Source organism: Bradyrhizobium sp. DOA1 (assembly GCF_001593325.1).
Lineage (GTDB): Bacteria > Pseudomonadota > Alphaproteobacteria > Rhizobiales > Xanthobacteraceae > Bradyrhizobium.
This window is the reverse complement of record NZ_JXJM01000001.1, coordinates 197,360-213,056: the sequence shown is the minus strand read 5'-3', so window position 1 is coordinate 213,056 and position 15,697 is coordinate 197,360. Positions and strand designations below refer to the sequence as shown.

Genomic DNA, 15,697 nt, shown 5'->3' with positions numbered 1-15,697 from the left:
ACCATGCTCGCGCGAGGCCCGTTCTGGGCCATTTGCGCGCGGCTGATGCCGCCAAAATAGAATGCATCTGCTGCGATGCAACGCATGACGCGGGCGGCTCATTGTCACACAGCTTACATGATTGAAATAAGAAGGCTTTTGAGGGGTCACTTGATTGTGAGTCAAGGTTCCACCGGCACGTGTGCGACGGAACATCGCAATTACTCGGCGGTTTTCATCCGATAGTGACTCACACCCCATTCGGTTCCATCGGCGTACCCGAACAGCCCCGATGTCGCCAGTAAGTACCAGCGCCAGCGCCGCATCCAGAGTGCGGTCTCTTCGCCATAGACCCTGCGCAAGGAGGCCTCGATGGCGTCGCGGTGCGTATCGAAATTGGCGAGCCAGTCGTTCGCGGTGTGCTGGTAATGTGTCCCGCTCCAGCACCATTCCTTCTCGATGGCGAAGATGTCGTCGAACTGCCTGACCAGGTGATGGCTCGGCATCAAGCCGCTCGTGAACACGTGCTGCGCGATCCAGTCCTCGCGATTGGCCCGGTCGAACAGATGGGAGCCAGAGCGGTGGGAGACCACGTGCATGAAGACGCGCCCGTCCGGCGCCAGCCATGCACGCAGGCGGGTCATCAGCTTGCGCCAGTTCATCATGTGCTCGAAGGTCTCGACCGAGACGATGCGGTCGAACTGGCCGTCGGGTGCGAACACGTTCATGTCGGCGGTGACGACGCGCAGATTCAGGAGCCCGCGCCGCCGCGCCTCCTCCTCGACATAGGCGCGCTGCGCCTGCGAGGCCGACACCGCCGTCACCTTCGCGTGCGGAAACTGCCGGGCCATCCACAGCGACAGCGAGCCCCAGCCGCAGCCGAGCTCGAGGATGGTCTGCCCGTCGGCGAGACCGGCATGCTCGACCGTCTGGCGCAGGGCCTCCTCCTCCGCCTCCTGCAAGGTGGTCGCATCGGTCTTGTAGAAGCAGCAGGAATATTTGCGGTTGGGGCCGAGCACCTTGGCGAAGAACGAAGCTGGCACCTCGTCAAGGCGGCCGCTCGCGGCATCCGCGTCTTCGCTGATCGGGCGCAGCATCATCCGCCCGGCGAAGGCGGCATCGTCGGCCGCCCCCACGCGCCGACAGGCGCGTCGCCGTGCGCGAGCACAGGCGCTGGATCGCGGCGCGGATCACCACGTCGGGTAACGGCACACGTTCGGCAGTCCCGATGATCGCGGAAACGACGCTCATGCGGCCCCCGAATGGCGAGCTTTTGCAGACACCTGTCTAACAAAGCACGGCTTCCGGCCCGGGTTCCCCCAGCTCTCCCCGAAATCGGCGCATCCGGCGCTTTTTTTGGGCCGGCGCTGTGCCATAGTGCGCGCGCAAGCAAGCTTCGTAACGGATGATACCTGCCATGCCGTCTGGCACTTCCCGCTCCATGGATATCGAGTACACCAAACTGTCCTCGCCCAGCGTCTTCCTGGTGCGGATGCTGGTCTTCCTGGTGCTGTGCGCGCTGGTGGGCGTGGTGCTCTACAAGCAGATCATCCAGGCCTTCTTCGCCAATCCCGGACTGAACGCCCTGATCGGCGGCGTGCTGTTCATCGGCATCATCCTGGCCTTCCGCCAGGTGATCCGACTCTACCCTGAAGTGTCCTGGGTCAACAATTTCCGCATCGCCGATCCCGGCCTCGCGCCGTCCCGGCATCCGAAGCTCTTGGCGCCGATGGCGGCGATCCTCGGCGGCGAGCGCTCGGGGCGGATGACCATCACCCAGACCACCATGCGGCACCTGCTCGATTCGATCGCGACGCGCCTGGACGAAGCCCGCGACATCTCCCGCTACATGACCGGCCTTTTGGTCTTCCTGGGCCTGCTCGGCACGTTCTGGGGCCTGATCGAGACGGTCGGCTCGGTCGGCAAGGTGATCGACGGGCTCAAGGTCGGGGGCGATTCCGGCGCGCTGTTCGACACGCTCAAGGAGGGCCTCGCCGCCCCGCTCAGCGGCATGGGCATCTCGTTCTCGAGCTCCCTGTTCGGCCTCGCCGGCTCGCTGATCCTCGGCTTTCTCGACCTGCAATCGAGCCAGGCCCAGAACCGCTTCTACACCGACCTGGAAGACTGGCTCGCCACCACCGTGCGCGAATATGGCAGCGGCGAGCTGGCGGTCGCCCCCGCCGTCGCCGGCGGCGTTGTGGCCAGCGGCGAGCTGCAGGCCATGGTCGAACGCTTGCGCTCCGTGCTCGAAGAAGGCAGCGGCAGCCGCGGCACCACCGCGGCGATGGCGAGCCTTGCCGAAGCCATCCAGGCGCTGGTCTCGCATATGCGCACCGAGCAGCAGATGATTCGCGAATGGGCCGACGGCCAGGGCGAGCAGAACCGCGAGATCCGGCGGCTGCTGGAGCGGATCGCGCGCCAGCCGGAGAAGAGTTGAGACGGTATCGTGCCCCGGACGCGACGCAGCATGAAATGCTGCGTCGCTGAGCCGGGGCCCATTCGAGAGAGACGCTAGGTCCCGGCTCTGCGCAGCAGCGTTTCACGCTGCTAGCCGCGTCCGGGACACGAGAGTGGAGAGTGACGACAATGGCTCTAGCCCGCGCCCGCCGCAGCGAAGGCGGCCTCAACTACTGGCCCGGCTTCGTCGACGCGCTGTCGACGTTGGTGCTGTCGATCGTGTTCCTGCTGTCGGTCTTCCTGGTGGTGCAGTTCTTCCTGTCGCAGGAGGTCACCGGCAAGGACAAGGCGCTGGAGCAGCTCAACGCCAAGATCGCGCAGCTCAACGAGCTGCTGTCGCTGGAGAAGCTCGGCAAGCTCACGCTCGACGATCAGGTCTCGTCGCTGAAGGCCGGGCTCGCCTCGGCAGAGAGCGAGCGCGACCGCATCAAGGGCCTCTATGACGGCCTGGCTGCCGCGGGCAATGACGCGCAAGGCAAGACCTCCGAACTCGGCAAGGCGCTGGATTCGGAGAAAGCCGTCTCGGCGCGGGCGCTGGCGCAGATCGAGGTGCTGAACCAGCAGATTAGCGCGCTGCGCCGGCAACTGGCCGCGCTGGAAGAGGCGCTGGACGCCTCCGAGAAGCGCGACAAGGAATCGCAGAACCGCATCGCCGATCTCGGCTCCCGCCTCAACGTCGCACTGGCGCAGCGCGTGCAGGAATTGTCGCGCTACCGCTCGGAGTTCTTCGGCCGGCTGCGCGCCATCCTCGGCAACCGACCCGACATCCGCATCGTCGGCGACCGCTTCGTGTTCCAGTCCGAAGTGTTCTTCGACACCGGTCAGGCGGTGCTTCTGCCCGAGGGCCGCGCCGAGCTCGACACCCTGGCGACCGCGCTGATCGACCTCGACAAGAAGATCCCGAGCGACATCCCGTGGGTGCTGCGCGTCGACGGCCACACCGACGTGCGGCCGGTCACCGGGCTGAACTTCAAGTCGAACTGGGACCTGTCCGCCGCGCGCTCGATTTCGGTGGTGCAGTATCTGGTCTCGCTCGGCGTGCCCGCCCAGCGCCTTGTCGCCGCCGGCTTCGGCGAATTCCAGCCGCTCGACACCGGCAACACGGAAGAGGCCTACAAACGCAACCGCCGCATCGAGCTGAAGCTGACGGAGCGGTAGTGGCGTCAGATGCACCACAGCTCGTCATTGCCGGGTTTGACCCGGCAATCCATCAAGACGGATTCTTTCGAAGTGGATGGATGGCCGGATCAAGCCCGGTCATGACGAGTATAGCCCGATGATCCACCTCCGCCCCTATCGCGTCGAGGACGAGGCCGCCGCGATCGCGCTCTGGCATCGCAGCTGGCAGCAGGCCTATCCGCAGATCGACTTCGCGGCGCGGTTGGAATGGTGGCGCGAACGCTGGCGCAAGGACCTCGTGCCGAAGGCGTCCATCGTCGTCGCCGAACAGGATGGTGCCCTCACCGGCTTCGTCACCATCGACGGCGACGGCTATCTCGACCAGCTCGTGGTCGATCCCGCCCATTGGGGCTCGGATGCCGCAAGGCGGTTGGTGGACGAGGCCAAGCGGCTGTCGCCATCGGGCGTCACGCTGCTCGTCAACAAGGACAATTCCCGCGCCATCCGCTTCTACGAGCGCAACGGGTTCGTTCATGCCGGCGACGACGTCAACCCGACCTCGGGCCGGCCGGTGCTGAAGATGCAATGGCGGGCGTGAAGCACGTCACATCGGGATCCCCGGACGTCCGTTGGTCGTTGTCGCCAGAGCAGCGATCACAAGCAGATGGAGACGATCGATGCAGCTGCGCGATCTCGCCAAGGGTTCCTCGGTCTTTGTCGGCGTGATCATCGCCTTCTATGTGTCGACGGCCTATGTCGACCGGCGCTTTGCGCCGCAGCTCGCTACGAACGGTCCTGCAGCCTGCGTCGGCGAGGACGGCAGCTGGAAGAATTGGCTGTGGCCGAACGTGCCGGCGCTCTCACCGAAGTGCGAATAGCATCCGTACGCGAAGCTTCCGCCACAATCTCAACTGTCATTCCCCGCGAAGGCGGGGAATCCAGTACGCCGCAGCTTCTCGATTGGTCACGACTGGCTCGGAGTACTGGATCGCCCGCCTGCGCGGGCGATGACGCCGTCGTTGTGGCGACAATCGAAGCCCTCTCACGCGCCCTCGAACTGCAACCGCGCCAGTCTTGCATAGAGGCCGTTCGCAGCGACGAGCTCGGCATGCGTGCCCTGCTCGACGATCCTGCCCTGGTCCATCACCAGGATGCGGTCGCAGGACAGGACAGTGGCGAGGCGGTGCGCGATCACCAGCGTGGTGCGATGGCGCATCAGTTCTTCCAACGCGGTCTGCACCAGCGTCTCGCTTTCGGCGTCGAGCGCGGAGGTAGCTTCATCGAGCAGCAGCAGCGGCGCATCGCGCAGGATGGCGCGCGCGATGGCGATGCGCTGGCGCTGGCCGCCGGAGAGCGTCACGCCGCGTTCGCCGAGCGCCGTCTCGAAGCCTTCCGGCAGGCGGCGGATGAACTCGGCGGCATGCGCGAGCTCGGCGGCGCGCTCGACTTCGGCATCGGTCGCATCGGGCCGGCCGAAGCGGATGTTCTCGCGGGCGCTTGCTGCGAACACCACCGATTCCTGCGGCACCAGCGCGATGCGCGCGCGGACGTCGTGCGGGTCGGCGGACCTGACCGGCACGCCGTCGAGCGCAATCGTGCCGTTGTTGGGATCGTAGAAGCGCAGCAGCAGATGGAAGATCGTGCTCTTGCCGGCGCCGGAGGGGCCGACGATCGCAACCTTCTCTCCGGGCCGCACATTGAAGGAGACGGCATCGAGCACGTTGACGTCGCGCCGCGCCGGATAGGCGAAGCTGACCCGATCGAACCCGACCTCGCCGCGCGCAGGAATCGGCAGCGCACGTGGCGCGGCGGGCGCGGTGATATCTGATTTCACGTGCAGGATCTCGAACAGGCGCTCGGCCGCGCCGGAGGCCGCCGACACTTCGCCCCAGACCTCGCTGAGCTGGCCGAGGCCTGCCGCGGCGAACACCGCATAGAGCACGAACTGGCCGAGCCGGCCCGGTGAGATCGCACCGGTGAGCACGTCGTGCGAGCCGATCCAGAGGATCGCGACCACGCTTGCGAACACGATGAAGATGATGATGGCGGTGAGCACCGCGCGAGCCTGGGTCGAGGTGCGCGCGGCTTCATAGGCCTGCTCGACATTGCCGCCGAAACGCTTTTCGGCGAACTGCTCGCTGGTATAGGCCTGCACGGTGCGGATCGCGCCGACCAGTTCGCCCGCATAGGCCGAAGCGTCGGCGAGCGTGTCCTGCGCATTGCGCGACAGCCGCCGCACCCAGCGCCCGAACGCGACCAGCGGCAGCACGATCAGGGGAATGACGAGCAGCACGAAGCCCGACAATTTCGGGCTGGTGATCACCATCATCGCGGCGGCGCCGAGGAACATCATCAGATTGCGCAGCGCGATCGACACCGAGGCGCCGACGGCGGATTTGATCTGGGTGGTGTCAGCGGTGAGGCGGGAGATCAATTCGCCGCTGCGCGCGGAATCGAAGAAGGTCGGCGAGAGCGAGAGCAGGTGGCCGAAGACGTCGCGCCTGAGATCGGCGACGATGCGCTCGCCGATCGTCATCACGAGGTAGTAGCGCGCGGCGCTCGCGAGCGCGAGCACGCCGACCACCGCGAGCATCACCGAGAAGTAGCTGTTGATCAGCTCGATGCCTTCGGGCGTCAGGCCGAAATCGATCATCCGGCGCACCGCGACCGGCACCAGCAGCGTGGTCAGCGCGGCGACCGTCAGCGCGACGAAGGCGAGCGCGGCGCGGCCGCGATAGCGGCTCACATAGGGCGCGAGCGCGAGCAGCGGCCGGAGTTTCGCACGGCCCTTGGCGGGCTGCTCGATCAGATCGGTCTCGATCGACGGTGTGTCTGCGGAATTCATTTCGGGCTGATCGACATATTGGTCATCAAGCCGTTCCACTGCGCTCATGAGATCCAACCCATTGCATTCGTTAGCTCCCAATAGGCCGGTGCAACAGGAGTGGCAAATCCGGGAAGTCCCTTAGGGGGACGCCCGGTTCGGCGCGCGCTATGGCTTGTTTTACAGGGGGTCGTGAGGTATAGAGCCGGCCAAATCCGTCATTCGCTAGCCACCCAGAAAGGCGCCGGGGCGCCGAGGAATTGTCATGAAAGCCGAAATTCACCCGAATTATCATACGATTAAGGTCGTCATGACCGACGGAACCGAGTACCTGACCCGCTCCACCTGGGGCAAGGAAGGCGACACGCTGAACCTCGACATTGACCCGAAATCGCACCCGGCCTGGACCGGCGGCAACGCCCAGATCATGGACCGCGGCGGCCGCGTCTCGCGCTTCCAGAAGAAGTTTTCGGGCTTTCTCAAAAAGGATTGATCCGGCCGCAAGGCCGCGACGAAAAACGCCCCTGGGAGACCAGGGGCGTTTTTGTTTGCCGTCATTGCGGGACGCGCCTTTTGGCGCGGGCCCGGAATCCATACTCCCGATCGTGGTTATGGATTCCGGGCTCGCGACTTTGTCGCGCCCCGGAATGACGGTGTGATTGTCGATGGCCTACCGCTCGAACGCGGCCTTCAGCGCGTTCAGATGCGGCACCAGCGGGTTGCCGATCGCCATGTGCTCGGCCGGCGGGGTGTGGATGGTGGTGTCGAGGCGGCGCACGCGTGTCTGCAGGCTCATCGAGCGATGGATCAGATCCTGGAGCTGCGCGGGCAGCTTCTCGATTGTGTCGGCGGGGCCCGGATCGGCGGCGGTGAGCTTGACCTTTGTCTTCTCGCGGTTGGCCTGGCTCAGCGTCATCTCGCCTTCCTTCACCGCGCGGTGCAGCAGCAGCCACGAAGCGAGCTGCATCAGGCGCGTGGTGAGACGCATGCTCTCGGTCGCATAGGTCAGGCTGACGGCGCGGTCGAGCGCCTTGGCCTCGGTGCGGCCGGCGCCGTCGAGATAGGCGGCGGTCTCCTCGACGAGATCCATACCCTCGCGGAACAGGACGCCGAACGCCGCAGAATTGGTGAACCGCTCGCTGAGTTGAACGAGAGCGCCGTCGGCCTGCAAACGTTCCATGGTTAACGCCCCTTACGCAACTGTTTGACTGTCCGGCTTGGCGCCGGCTTATGATGAACAAATCATTGCGCGGGCAAGACGCGGAGTCCAGTGACAAGCGCGGATATGGTTTCCGCGGGTCATTCCTCGGAATGCAACCGGGATAAGACGCCGAATGTGGGAGCAGACGCCAAAAAAAGAGCCGCCGGAGACCGGCGGCTTTGAAAGTTGATAACAGGGAGGCGTCAAACAGAGTGGACAGGAGCCACTCGGTGTCCAAACGAGGACAGCGCCAGTCATAAACCCGAAAGCTTAATCGACGGTAAACGAGCTAAATTTTTGAGAGTTCGTTAGCCATGTCGGCCAGTGGCCGATCTAAGGTCTCGTGCCCCGGACGCGGTGCGGCACGAAGTGCTGCACTGCTGAGCCGGGGCCTAGAACCTTTTGGCCGAGGTGTTTGGAGAGGCATGGGTCCCGGCTCTGCGGAGCAGCGCTACGCGCTGCACCGCGTCCGGGACACGAGAGTTCCTACTTCTTGAAAAAGCCATCCGCCGCATCGCGCGAGGCGCGCTTCCTGGTGGCGGCTTCTTCCAGTCTTGCGATCTCGGTCTTGAGCAGGGTCACGCGCTCGGTCAGTTCCTCCACCGACAACAGTGAGAGATCCTGTCCGATCTCATGGCTGATCTTCTTGCGCGGGCGGTCGTCGTCTTCCGTCGGCATCCTCGTTCCTCCTGCGTTCGTGTCCTCCAAACGGGCCTGGGCGGTTGCCAGCGTGGACCGCGCTGGCTAAGCAATGGCCTCGTTTCCTCCCGCACCTTTGCTCAAGGACACATCATGGACAAGCTGCCCGCGCAAATGACCGTGGTTGCCATCTCCACGCCTGGCGGACCGGAGGTGCTGGTGCCGGAACAACGCGCGGTGCCGCAGCCCGGGCCTGACGAGATCCTGGTCAAGGTCGAGGCCGCGGGCGTGAACCGGCCCGACGTCGCGCAGCGCTCCGGCGCCTATCCGCCGCCGCCCGGCGCCAGCGACCTGCCGGGCCTGGAGATCGCGGGCGAAGTGGTGGCAGTCGGCAGCAATGCCAAGCGGCACAAGATCGGCGACAAGGTGATGTCGCTCGTCGCCGGCGGCGGTTATGCGCAATACTGCATCGCCCAGGACGCCCAGGCCATAAGCGTGCCGCCCTCGCTCTCGATCAAGGAAGCCGGCGCGTTGCCGGAGACCCTGATGACGGTCTGGCACAACGTGTTCGAGCGCGGAGGCCTCAAGGCCGGCGAGACGCTGCTGATCCATGGCGGCTCCTCCGGCATCGGCACCCTCGCGATCCAGCTTGCCAAAGCGTTCGGTGCGAAGGTGTTCGTCACCGTCGGATCGCAGGACAAGATCGATGCCTGCCTCAAGCTGGGCGCCGACCGGGCCATCAACTACAAAACCGAAGACTTCGTCGCCGTGGTCAAGGAAGAGACCAACAAGGCCGGCGTCAATCTGATCCTCGACATGGTCGCCGGCGACTATGTCGACCGCAACTATGATGCCGCCGCGGTCGACGGCCGTATCGTGCAGATCGCGACGCTCAATGGCCCCAAGGTCAGCGTCAACATCGCCAAGGTGATGGTGAAGCGCCTCACCCATACCGGCTCGACGCTGCGCCCCCGTAGTAATGCGGACAAGGCGGCCATGGTCGCCGCGATCGAACAGAAGGTGATGCCGCTTTTGCGCGAAGGCCGCATCAAGCCGCTGATGGACAGCGCTTTCCCGCTGGAAAAGGCAGCCGATGCGCACCGGCGCATGGAAACCAGCGCACATATTGGCAAAATTGTGTTGGAGGTGTAGGCCGCCGGCCCACAGGGCCGGGCGGAAAGTCTTTGATTTTCCTCGCTTTCGTGGCATCTATCGCGACGCACCGAACCACGTCCGTTCGGTTTGAAATCGCCTCTTAAGAATCGCCTTGCACTCGAAGTTTGCGTCGAACGCGGAGAACTGACCTTGCGTCTGATCAGGTGCCTCGCGCCCATCGCGCTGGGCCTCATGATGCTCGTTGCCGCGTCCCCTGCACGCGCGCTCGACGCTGTCAGCGTTCGCAGTGACGCGGCCGCGATCGACCTCACCGGCGTGATCGATCACCAGCGCAGCGACGCCGACCGCATCCAGGTCTCGACAGCGCCCGGCACCGACGGCATCGTCCGCCGCATCGAGGTGCGCGCCCGCGAAGGCGGCCAGAACTGGGTGGTGTTCGCGCTCGCCAACAACACCGATGACCAGCTCGACCGCCTGATCGTCGCCCCGCATTATCGCATCGTCTCCTCGGGGCTGCTCTGGCCGGACCTCGGCCTGTCGCGCATCGCGACCATCACGCCCTCGATCGGCGACCGGCCCGAACGTCAGGAAAGCGCCACCGCGGACGTGTTCCGTATCACGCTCGACCCCGGCGCCGTCGTCACCTTCGTTGCGGAGCTGCGCACCGACAAGCTGCCGCAGCTCTATCTGTGGGAGCCGGAAGCCTACAAGGACAAGGTCAACTCGTTCACGCTGTATCAGGGCATCGTGATCGGCATCTCCGGCTTGCTCGCGCTGGTGCTGACCATCCTGTTCGTGGTGAAGGGCAGCATCATGTTCCCGGCCGCGGCGGCGCTGGCCTGGGCGGTGCTGGTCTATATCGGCGTCGATTTCGGCTTCTGGGGCAAGGTGCTCGACATGTCGAACAACGCCGAGCGCATCTGGCGCGCGGCGGGCGAGGCGATCCTGGCGGCGACGCTGCTGGTGTTCCTGTTCGCCTATCTCAACCTCAGTCGATGGCATGTGCGCTACTCGCACATCACGGTGCTCTGGCTGCTCTTCCTCGGGGCCCTGGTTGCTCTGGCGCTGTTCGATCCGGCCGTTGCCTCCGGCATCGCCCGCATGTCGCTGGTGCTGATCGCCTTCGCCGGCTTTGCGCTGATCGTCTATCTCTCCACCCACGGCTTCGACCGTGCGGTGCTGCTGATCCCGACCTGGTTCCTGCTGGTGGTCTGGGTGGTCGCGGCCGGCATGACGGTCGCCGGCTCCGTCACCAACGACATCGTCGGCCCGGCGCTGCTCGGCGGCCTCGTGCTGATCGTGATGCTGATCGGCTTCACGGTGATGCAGCACGCCTTCGCCGGCGGCAGCGCCAGCACCGGCGTCGTCTCCGACATCGAGCGGCGGGCCTTGGCGCTGGCCGGCTCGGGCGATCTGATCTGGGACTGGGACGTCTCCGCCGACAAGGTCTTCACCAGCCCGGAGACCGAGGCCCTGCTCGGCCTCAAGCGCGGCACGCTGGAAGGCCCGGCCGCGTCCTGGCTAGAGGTGCTGCACCCGCTCGACCAGGATCGCTTCCGCGCCGCGCTCGACAGCGTGCTCGACCAGCGCCGCGGCCGCCTGGTCCAGGATTTCCGTTTGCGCACCCCCGACGGTCACTTCATGTGGTTCGCGCTGAAGGCGCGGCCGGTGGTCGGCTCCGACGGCGAGGTCTCGCGCGTGGTCGGAACGCTGACCGACGTCACCGAGCTGCGCAACGCCGAAGAGCGCCTGCTGCACGATTCCGTGCATGACAATCTCACTGGCCTGCCCAACCGCAAGCTGTTCATGGATCGGCTGGGTGCGGTCGCGCATTTCGCCAAGTCCATGCCGACGCTGCGGCCGACGCTGATGGTGATCGACCTCGACCGCTTCAAGCAGGTCAACGATTCCGTCGGCATCGCGGTCGGCGATTCCATCCTGCTCACCCTCGCCCGCCGCCTCACCCGCATCCTGAAGCCGCAGGACACGCTGGCACGGATGGCCGGCGACCAGTTCGGCCTGATCCTGCTGTCGGAGCAGGACCCGGCGCGCATCACGGCTTTCGCCGAAACCATCCGCAAGACCATCCGCGCCCCGATCGCCTTCAACGACCGCGAGATCTTCCTCACAGCCTCGATCGGCCTCGCGCTCTCCGACCCGCAAGTCCAGCTCACGGACGAGATCATCAAGGACGCCGAGCTCGCGATGTATCACTCCAAGCGCATCGGCGGCGACCGCATCGATGTCTACAAGCCGGCGATGCGCGCGCGGAAGACCGACCGCCTGACGCTGGAGAGCGAACTGCGCCGCGCCATCGAGCGGCAGGAGATCACCATCCTGTACCAGCCGATCGTGCGGCTGGAGGATCGCTCGATCGCCGGCTTCGAGGCCCTGGCACGCTGGGACCATCCGAAGCTCGGACGCATGGCGCCGTCGGAATTCATCACGATCGCGGAAGAGACCGGCCTGATCGTCGATCTCGGCATGTTCGTGCTCGACCAGACCGCAAAGCAGCTCTCGGTGTGGCAGCGCGCGATGCGCTCGCGCGAGCCGATCTTCGCCTCGGTCAACGTGTCGTCACGGCAATTGCTCCGTCATGATCTCATTCACGATGTCCGCACCGTGCTGTCGCGCTCCTCGGTGGCGCGCGGCACGCTGAAGCTGGAGCTGACGGAATCGCTGGTGATGGAGAATCCGGAGCACGCGGCACAGATGCTGACGCGAATCCGCGAGCTCGGCACCGGCCTCTCGCTCGACGATTTCGGCACCGGCCATTCCTCGCTGGCCTATCTCCAGCGCTTCCCGTTCGACACCATCAAGATCGACCAGTCCTTCGTGCGCACCACCAGCCGCGGCACGCGTCCGGTGATCCTGAAGTCGATCATCGCGCTCGCGCACGACCTCGGCATGGACGTTGTGGCGGAAGGCGCCGAGACCGATTCCGATGCGGTCGAGCTCTACCAGATGGGCTGCGAATACGCGCAGGGCTTTGCCTTCGGCGAACCGATGGACGCGGATGCCGCGATGCGCCTGCTGACGGAAGTGCGGCTCGAAGCTGCGAGCTGATCACGAGTCCCGTAGGGGTGGGCAAAGGCGCACTTGCGCCGTGCCCACCATTTCTTCCCGCATGCCGCTCTAGCTTATGGTGGGCACGCTTCGCTTTGCCCACCCTACAATACTGTTTGTTTTCGAGGGATCTGCACCGACCTAGCCGCCGCTATCGCCGCCGCCCGCCCTTCTGCTTCCTGAACCGAACGCTCGCACCGTCCGGCATCCGCGTCGCCACGAAGCCGGCGGCCAGGCAGGCTTCGCGTTGCGGCATCTGGATGTCGGGGCTGCGCAGGCTGTCCCACCAGGAGGCGCGGTTCGCCGCGCGCGGCAGGGCCGCACCGATGATCTCCTCGATCTGCTCGAAGCTCAGCACGAACTCGTCCTGCTTTTGCCGCATCAGATAGTCACGCAACGCCTGGTAGTCGTTCACAATCGTCCTCTCGTCCCGCTCACATGAGGCTGCCCAAAACCGTGCGCCGCATGAACCGTTTCTTAACTCATTGCGGCAGCGCCGTCCCGCCTTAAACACTACGCAAGCTTTCGGGCGCATCCACTAGGATCGGGAGCGAGCGATGCTGTCTGGATGGCGCGAGAACACGGCCCGTCGGCCGTGGCGGATTTCGGCGAAACTGCTGATCATCTCGTCCGTGGTGACGGTGATCGGCTTCTCCGCCATTTGCGTCAACGTGATGCTGGACATGCGCCGCGGCGAGGAGGCGCTCGCCCGCCAGACGCTGGAGAATCTGGCGACGACGATCGAGTCCGACGTCAGCCGGAACGTCGAGATCTACGATCTCTCGCTGAAGGCGGTCGCCAGCAACATGCTGCTGCCCGAGCTCGCGACGGTCTCCAAGCCGATCCGCCACCTGATCCTGTTCGACCATGCGACCAACGCCAGGCATTTCGGCGCCATCCAGGTATTCGATGCCGAGGGACGGCTGATCATGGACGCCTCCACGCTCGATCCCCTCACCGAGAATCGGCGCGAGGAGGATTACTTCAGGGTTCATCGCGACAATCCCGGCGCCGGGCTCTTCATCAGCCGTCCCATGCTGTTTCGCGGTGCCTATTCCATCGTCCTGAGCCGGCGCATCAGCGATGCCGATGGCGGCTTCATGGGCGTCGTCACCGGCTCGATCCGTTTCAGCTATTTCCATGAATTGTTCGATCGGCTGAGCCTCGACCCCGACGACACCATCACCGTGCTCAAGCGCGACCGCACCATCATGATGCGGCGGCCGTTCGATCTCGACATCATTGGAACGAATCTGAACGACCATCGGAGCTGGAAGGCGGACAATCTGCCCGCCGGCGCCTCCTATTCTGGGCAGGGACCGGTCGATCCGACGCCGAGGCTCTATGCCCGCAGCGGCGGCAGTGGACCGCTGTTCGTGGTGGCAGGCAAGCCGCTGAACGCCGTGTTCGAGCTGTGGCAGAGAGAGGCCTATCGCATCGGCGCCGTGGTCGTGGCACTCATCCTGTTCGTGCTGGCCTCGACCCTGGTGCTTGCGCGCGAGATCGGACGGCGCGCCGAGGCCGAGCGCAAGCTCGAGGAGATGGCGACGACGGACGCCCTCACCGGCCTGAAGAACCGCCGCAAGTTCGATGCCGTGATCGACGTCGAGTGGCGGCGTGCGATGCGCCAGAAGGCGCCGCTCGCGCTGCTGATGATCGATGCCGATCACTTCAAGGCCTACAACGACACGTTCGGGCATCAGGCCGGCGACCAGGTGTTGGTCGGCATCGCCATCTGCATTTCGGATTCGGTGAGCCGGCCTGGCGACTGCGCCGCCCGCTATGGCGGCGAGGAGTTCGCGGTGCTGCTGCCGAACATTTCGGCCAGCGACGCCTTCAAAGTCGCCGAGACGATCCGCCTCAAGGTGCAGGGCTGGTCCGACGAGCAGACCATCTCGACGGTGTCCTGCGGCATCGCCAGCCTAGTTCCCGTTGCCGGCATGGACTGGCCGGTCCTGGTCGCCGCCGCCGACAAGGCGCTCTATGGGGCGAAAGCCGGGGGCCGCAACCAGTCAGCGGTCGCGAGTCTGCCGCAACTGTCGCTGGTGGCGTGACGAACTCTCCAGCCGTCGTCATTGCTGTGCATGTTCACAATTGCGAGGCAACGGGTCCGCGCTTAGCGCGGCCCGATGACAGGCTCGCGAAGCAATCCAGACTGCCTCCGCGGAGGCAGCCTGGATTGCTTCGTCGCTTCGCTCCTCGCAATGACGAGTCGAGAGATAACGCCCGCTACTGCCCCAGATACTTTTTCATCTCCGCGATCAGCCCGTCGCGCAATTCCGGGCGCTTCAGGCCGTAGGCGATGTTGGCGCGGAGGAAGCCGGGCTTGGAGCCGCAATCGTGGCGCTCGCCTTCGAATTCGACACCGTAGAATTTCTGCGTCTTGGCAAGGCCGATCATGGCGTCGGTGAGCTGGATCTCGCCGCCGGCGCCGCGCTCCTGGGTCTCCAGGATCTTGAAGATCTCCGGCTGGAGGATGTAGCGGCCGGTGATCGAGAGGTTGGAGGGCGCCGTGCCCTTGGCCGGCTTCTCGACCATGCCGTCGACCTCGAACATCTTGCCGGTGCGTTTTCCGACGCCGCAGATGCCGTATTGATGGGTGAGATGGTCGGGCACCGCCTCGACCGCGACCAGATTCGATTTCTCGCCGAGCGAGGACGCCATCTCGATCATCTGCTTCAGGCAGCCGGGCGTGTTGAGCACGAGCTCGTCGGGCAGCACGACCGCAAACGGCTCGTTGCCGACGATGTCGCGCGCGCACCAGACCGCGTGGCCGAGACCGAGCGGCGCCTGCTGGCGGGTGAAGCTGACGGCGCCGGCCTCGGGCTGGTTCTGCGCCAGAATCTCCTGCTCGGCCTTCTTGCCGCGCTGACTGAGCGTCGCGTCGAGCTCGAACATCCGGTCGAAATGATCTTCGATCACGTTCTTGTTGCGACCGGTGACGAAGACGAAATGCTCGATGCCGGCCTCCCTCGCCTCGTCATAGACGTACTGGATCAGCGGCTTGTCGACGATGGTCAGCATTTCCTTCGGCATCGCCTTGGTGGCGGGCAGTACGCGGGTGCCGAGGCCGGCGACGGGGAATACGGCTTTGCGAATTTTCATGGGGGCGATCGAATACCTGAGGACGTGAACGGAGCAATGGTGACTTGCTAACCTGTTTGCAGCCGCCAACAAAGGCGGATGTGGGGCCTCGCCCCGACAGAGTTAAGAAAAAGGCCGTCACCAAAATTTCACCTTTGTTAAGCTATTGGCAACGCCTGACAGGCCTCCTGATGGCTGAAATTTCAGGCCGG

Annotated in this window: 13 protein-coding genes and 1 pseudogene; 8 read left to right on the top strand and 6 right to left on the bottom strand. The window is 65.0% G+C overall.

Features of this window, described 5'->3' with window-relative positions:
- Positions 1 to 200 precede the first annotated feature (200 nt).
- Positions 201 to 1,230, bottom strand: a pseudogene (locus SE91_RS00980) (SAM-dependent methyltransferase).
- Between the two features lie 166 nt (positions 1,231 to 1,396).
- On the opposite strand from SE91_RS00980, the gene SE91_RS00975 reads away from it, so the two are divergent.
- From SE91_RS00975 to SE91_RS00960, 4 genes are all read left to right on the top strand, one after another.
- On the top strand, positions 1,397 to 2,416 hold the full coding sequence (locus tag SE91_RS00975; RefSeq protein ID WP_061846255.1) for a hypothetical protein: 1,020 nt from the start codon (positions 1,397 to 1,399) through the stop codon (positions 2,414 to 2,416).
- 149 nt (positions 2,417 to 2,565) lie between these two features.
- Positions 2,566 to 3,594, top strand: a complete 1,029-nt coding sequence (locus tag SE91_RS00970; protein ID WP_061846254.1) for a peptidoglycan -binding protein — start codon at positions 2,566 to 2,568, stop codon at positions 3,592 to 3,594.
- A 118-nt stretch (positions 3,595 to 3,712) separates the two neighbouring features.
- Complete coding sequence (locus SE91_RS00965) at positions 3,713 to 4,153, top strand: GNAT family N-acetyltransferase (RefSeq protein WP_156489396.1); 441 nt, start codon at positions 3,713 to 3,715, stop codon at positions 4,151 to 4,153.
- A 79-nt stretch (positions 4,154 to 4,232) separates the two neighbouring features.
- Complete coding sequence (locus tag SE91_RS00960; RefSeq protein WP_008546606.1) at positions 4,233 to 4,433, top strand: hypothetical protein; 201 nt, start codon at positions 4,233 to 4,235, stop codon at positions 4,431 to 4,433.
- Between the two features lie 164 nt (positions 4,434 to 4,597).
- Here the strand turns inward: SE91_RS00960 and SE91_RS00955 are convergent, their stop codons facing one another.
- Positions 4,598 to 6,448 carry an ABC transporter ATP-binding protein/permease gene (locus SE91_RS00955; RefSeq protein WP_061846252.1) on the bottom strand — a complete coding sequence of 617 codons (1,851 nt, stop codon included), beginning with the start codon at positions 6,446 to 6,448 and terminating at the stop codon, positions 4,598 to 4,600.
- A 196-nt stretch (positions 6,449 to 6,644) separates the two neighbouring features.
- Here SE91_RS00955 and rpmE point away from each other — a divergent pair, with 196 nt between their 5' ends.
- Positions 6,645 to 6,872: a 50S ribosomal protein L31 gene (rpmE, locus tag SE91_RS00950; protein WP_025034016.1), complete on the top strand. Its 228-nt coding sequence runs from the start codon at positions 6,645 to 6,647 to the stop codon at positions 6,870 to 6,872.
- A gap of 177 nt (positions 6,873 to 7,049) precedes the next feature.
- On the opposite strand, the gene rcdA is transcribed toward rpmE, so the two are convergent.
- Together rcdA and SE91_RS00940 are read right to left on the bottom strand one after the other, a co-directional pair.
- Positions 7,050 to 7,559, bottom strand: coding sequence for a protease adaptor protein RcdA (rcdA, locus tag SE91_RS00945; RefSeq protein ID WP_061846251.1), 510 nt, complete (start codon positions 7,557 to 7,559; stop codon positions 7,050 to 7,052).
- Positions 7,560 to 8,066: 507 nt separating this feature from the next.
- On the bottom strand, positions 8,067 to 8,258 hold the full coding sequence (locus SE91_RS00940; protein ID WP_061846250.1) for a DUF1192 domain-containing protein: 192 nt from the start codon (positions 8,256 to 8,258) through the stop codon (positions 8,067 to 8,069).
- A 114-nt stretch (positions 8,259 to 8,372) separates the two neighbouring features.
- On the opposite strand from SE91_RS00940, the gene SE91_RS00935 reads away from it, so the two are divergent.
- Positions 8,373 to 9,371, top strand: a complete 999-nt coding sequence (locus SE91_RS00935; protein WP_061846249.1) for an NAD(P)H-quinone oxidoreductase — start codon at positions 8,373 to 8,375, stop codon at positions 9,369 to 9,371.
- A 153-nt stretch (positions 9,372 to 9,524) separates the two neighbouring features.
- A complete protein-coding gene (locus SE91_RS00930; RefSeq protein ID WP_061846248.1) occupies positions 9,525 to 12,401 on the top strand; it encodes an EAL domain-containing protein in 2,877 nt (958 codons plus the stop codon).
- 151 nt (positions 12,402 to 12,552) lie between these two features.
- On the opposite strand, the gene SE91_RS00925 is transcribed toward SE91_RS00930, so the two are convergent.
- Positions 12,553 to 12,816: a DUF7662 domain-containing protein gene (locus SE91_RS00925; protein WP_061846247.1), complete on the bottom strand. Its 264-nt coding sequence runs from the start codon at positions 12,814 to 12,816 to the stop codon at positions 12,553 to 12,555.
- A gap of 142 nt (positions 12,817 to 12,958) precedes the next feature.
- Here SE91_RS00925 and SE91_RS00920 point away from each other — a divergent pair, with 142 nt between their 5' ends.
- Complete coding sequence (locus SE91_RS00920) at positions 12,959 to 14,455, top strand: sensor domain-containing diguanylate cyclase (protein WP_061846246.1); 1,497 nt, start codon at positions 12,959 to 12,961, stop codon at positions 14,453 to 14,455.
- A gap of 175 nt (positions 14,456 to 14,630) precedes the next feature.
- Here SE91_RS00920 and galU read toward each other — a convergent pair whose 3' ends face one another.
- Positions 14,631 to 15,506 carry a UTP--glucose-1-phosphate uridylyltransferase GalU gene (gene galU, locus SE91_RS00915; protein WP_008546654.1) on the bottom strand — a complete coding sequence of 292 codons (876 nt, stop codon included), beginning with the start codon at positions 15,504 to 15,506 and terminating at the stop codon, positions 14,631 to 14,633.
- Positions 15,507 to 15,697: the final 191 nt, after the last annotated feature.

What these genes read in the sequence shown, in the direction of transcription:
- SE91_RS00975 (WP_061846255.1), top strand. Translation starts at nt 1,397, where the DNA reads ATGCCGTCTGGCACTTCCCGCTCCATGGATATCGAGTACACCAAACTG.
- SE91_RS00970 (WP_061846254.1), top strand. Translation starts at nt 2,566, where the DNA reads ATGGCTCTAGCCCGCGCCCGCCGCAGCGAAGGCGGCCTCAACTACTGG.
- SE91_RS00965 (WP_156489396.1), top strand. Translation starts at nt 3,713, where the DNA reads ATGATCCACCTCCGCCCCTATCGCGTCGAGGACGAGGCCGCCGCGATC.
- SE91_RS00960 (WP_008546606.1), top strand. Translation starts at nt 4,233, where the DNA reads ATGCAGCTGCGCGATCTCGCCAAGGGTTCCTCGGTCTTTGTCGGCGTG.
- SE91_RS00955 (WP_061846252.1), bottom strand. Translation starts at nt 6,448, where the DNA reads ATGAGCGCAGTGGAACGGCTTGATGACCAATATGTCGATCAGCCCGAA.
- rpmE (WP_025034016.1), top strand. Translation starts at nt 6,645, where the DNA reads ATGAAAGCCGAAATTCACCCGAATTATCATACGATTAAGGTCGTCATG.
- rcdA (WP_061846251.1), bottom strand. Translation starts at nt 7,559, where the DNA reads ATGGAACGTTTGCAGGCCGACGGCGCTCTCGTTCAACTCAGCGAGCGG.
- SE91_RS00940 (WP_061846250.1), bottom strand. Translation starts at nt 8,258, where the DNA reads ATGCCGACGGAAGACGACGACCGCCCGCGCAAGAAGATCAGCCATGAG.
- SE91_RS00935 (WP_061846249.1), top strand. Translation starts at nt 8,373, where the DNA reads ATGGACAAGCTGCCCGCGCAAATGACCGTGGTTGCCATCTCCACGCCT.
- SE91_RS00920 (WP_061846246.1), top strand. Translation starts at nt 12,959, where the DNA reads ATGCTGTCTGGATGGCGCGAGAACACGGCCCGTCGGCCGTGGCGGATT.
- galU (WP_008546654.1), bottom strand. Translation starts at nt 15,506, where the DNA reads ATGAAAATTCGCAAAGCCGTATTCCCCGTCGCCGGCCTCGGCACCCGC.